Annotated in this window: 3 protein-coding genes and 1 pseudogene; 1 reads left to right on the top strand and 3 read right to left on the bottom strand. The window is 71.9% G+C overall.

The window, feature by feature from the left end:
- Positions 1-228: pseudogene (locus RMO12_RS11785) on the top strand (hypothetical protein); the annotation flags it as partial.
- 132 nt (positions 229-360) lie between these two features.
- Here RMO12_RS11785 and RMO12_RS11780 read toward each other — a convergent pair.
- The 3 genes from RMO12_RS11780 to RMO12_RS11770 form a co-directional block, all read right to left on the bottom strand.
- Entirely contained in the window at positions 361-1746 is a 1386-nt protein-coding gene (locus tag RMO12_RS11780) for a HAMP domain-containing sensor histidine kinase (RefSeq protein ID WP_309639438.1), read from the bottom strand.
- A gap of 55 nt (positions 1747-1801) precedes the next feature.
- A complete protein-coding gene (locus RMO12_RS11775) occupies positions 1802-2512 on the bottom strand; it encodes a response regulator transcription factor (protein WP_309639437.1) in 711 nt (236 codons plus the stop codon).
- A 125-nt stretch (positions 2513-2637) separates the two neighbouring features.
- Positions 2638-3034: Spy/CpxP family protein refolding chaperone (locus RMO12_RS11770; RefSeq protein ID WP_309639436.1), on the bottom strand; the 397-nt coding region annotated here is incomplete at its 5' end.

The following is a 3034-nucleotide window of genomic DNA, read 5'->3' as shown; positions in this document are numbered from 1 at the left end:
CACTGGACGGCCATGAGTCCGGCCGACAAGCGCACGGTGTGGCGGCGCATCAGCATGGAGGGCACCGCGTGGCGCTTCAACCGCTATGCGGAGCGCGCACGCGAGGTGGAACGGGGCGGTGTGGCGGCGCTGGCCGGTGATGCGGCCGAGCCGGGCAGCGGTGCCGGAACACTCCCTCTCCCGCGTGAGGGAGAGGGCTCGGGCGAGGGTGCGATGAAGGCGCGGTGAGGCGCCAGTGAAAACTGTTTCGGCGCGTCGGCCGAATGCCCTCACCACAAGCCTCTCCCACGGGAAAGCGGGAGAGGGAGCCAACGGCGACGATCGCACTCGGTTGCCGGGTCGGGCTGCCCAAACTTAAGGCTACGGCAACGTCGGCGGCAGCTCCACGACAAAGCAACTGCCGCCCCCAACGCGCGCTTCGCAGCGCACTTCGCCACCGTGGTGGCGCGCGATCTGCCGCACCAGGGCGAGGCCCAGGCCGACGCCGCCGGTCAGTTCGGCGTGGCCGGGCAGGCGGTAGAAGGGCTCGAAGATGCGTTCGCGCTCGGACGCCGGCACGCCCGGCCCGCGGTCGCACACGCGCAACTCCAACCCGCCGGCGGCGCTGCGCCGCAACTGCAGCTCGGGCGCACCGGAGCCGCCATAGCGGCGTGCGTTTTCCAGCAGATTGCGCAGCGCGCGCCGCAGCAGCCGCTCGTCGCCGAACAAGGTGAGGGGCAGCGATGCCGAGGCGGGCGCGTCGGACGGCGGCAGCTCCAGCCGCGCCTCGACGCGTGCGGCCTCTTCCGCCGCCAGACCGACCACGTCGACCGCATCGCGCACGCGCGCATCGGTCGCGCCGATGCCGCGCTCGCGCGCGTCGAGCCGGCTGGCCAGCAGCACTTCTTCGACCAGCGCGTCCAGCTCGGCGATGTTGCGTGCGATCTCCTCACGCACGCCCGTGCGCCGTTCGGCGGGTGCCTCTTCCAGCAGCGCCAGCGCCATCTTCAGTCGCGCCAGCGGCGAGCGCAGTTCATGGCTGGCATTGGCCAGAAGGGAGCGATTGGCCTGCACCAGCGATTCGATGCGCGCCGCGGCGGTATTGAAACTCCCCGCGAGCGCCGCGACCTCGTCGCGCCCCCCGGCATCGACGCGGTGGTGCAGCGCGCCGGCACCGAAGGCGTCGACGCCGCGCTGCAGCGCCTCGAGCCGGCGTGTCAGGCGCCGCACGACCGGGTAGGCGCCGATCGCCACTGCCACGAAGAGCGCGCCAAGCGTTGCCAGCAAACCGGAGCCGCGCAGGAAGAACGGCGGCTCCGCGAGCCGCCTTCCGTCGGGGCCGCGCGGGCCGCCCCGCAGGCCACCGGGCCGCACGATCCACAGCGCGCGTCCGTCGCTCAAGGCCACGCGCTGCGGCGCTCTACGCTCGTTGACGTCGCCGGCCTCCAGGGCCCCTGCGCCGCTGCGGCGCGCGAACGAGGGCGAGGTGGCGATGCGCTCGCCCGTGGCGTCGTCCAGCGCCAGCGGCAGCCGCAAGCGCTCCGACCATTCGATCAGCGCCTGGCCCTGCTCGCCGCGTGGCGCTGCGACGGGCGGCAGCGCGTTCTGCAGCAAATCTCCCCAGGCGGCAAGTCGCTCGCTGGTGCCCGCCTCCATGCGTGCGCGCTCATGCTCGATGTTGCGCTGGAGCAGCCAGCCGGCCACCAGCGCGAACAGCAGCAGCACCGCCACGACGGTGAGGTAGATGCGCAGGTAGAGGGTCTTCATGACGCGGCCACGACGGCCTCACGGGGCGACGGTGCGGGGCGGTGACGGCCCGCGCTCAGACCGCCTCGCCATCCTGCTTCTTCGCGAATACATAGCCGGCGCCGCGCACGGTGAGGATGCGCCGCGGCAGCTTGGGGTCGTCTTCGATGGCAGCGCGGATGCGCGAGACATGCACGTCGATCGAGCGGTCGAAGGCCTCGAGTGCATGGCCCTTGAGCGCATCCATGATCTGGTCGCGCGAGAGCACGCGCCCCGGTGCGCGCGCCAGCACCAGCAGCAGGTCGAACTGGTAGCCGGTCAACTCGCAGGGCTTGCCGTCCAGGCGCGCCTGACGGCCGTCTTCGTCGACCTCGAGGCGGCCGAAACGCAGCACGTCGTCGCCCATGCCCTGCGGCGCGGCGCGGCGCAGCAGCGCCTTCACGCGCGCGAGCAGTTCGCGCGGCTCGAAGGGCTTGCCGAGGTAGTCGTCGGCGCCGAGTTCGAGGCCGACGATGCGGTCCATGGGCTCGCCGCGCGCGGTGAGCATGAGCAGCGGCAGGGCGCGGGTGCGCGGCGCGGCGCGCAACTCGCGGCACAGCTCGAGGCCGTCACCGTCGGGCAGCATGAGGTCTAGCACCAGCGCGTCGTAGGGCTCGCGGGCGATGCGCTCGCGGCCGACGGCCAGGCTCGGCGCCACCTCCACCTCGTAGCCGGCCTGGCGCAGGTAGTCGCCCACCATCGCGGTGAGGCGCGCGTCGTCGTCGATCAAGAGCAGTCGGGCACTCATGGGGTCTTCATGCAAAAAGCCGCAGCGCGCTCCGGCGAGGCGCTGCGGCGTGAGCCGGCACGCGAGGATATGCCGCGTCGCGGGCGGACCGACAGCCCGGCAGCGATGCGGCCGGGAACCCGACCTTAGCGGCGCGGTTCCTGCGCGCTGCCTTCGCCCTGGTGGCGCTTCATCATCGTGTCGCGCCTGGCCTTCATGGTCTCGGCCAGCTTGACGCGCTGCTCGGGCGTGAGCACACGGCTGACCTCGATCATCGCCAGCGACATGCGACGGCTGGACTGGTCATGTTGGGCCACCAATTGCTTGCGCACGACCTCGACCGCATTGGCGTCCACCGTCGGCTGGGTGAACAACTGCATCTGCTGCTCACGCAAGCCCTTGCCGGCCTCGCGCTGGGTTCTGAGGTCGGCAGCCGCAGCCTCCGATATTTGCTTGATCTGGCTGCGCTGCGCCTCGGTGGCGTTCACGCTGTCGAGCATGCGGCCGATGTGCTCGGGCGAGCCGCCCATCATGAAGCCGGCG

Source organism: Methylibium sp., from assembly GCF_031393925.1.
Lineage (GTDB): Bacteria > Pseudomonadota > Gammaproteobacteria > Burkholderiales > Burkholderiaceae_C > Methylibium.
Note: the sequence above shows the minus strand (reverse complement) of the source record. Positions and strands in the feature narration are given on the sequence as shown.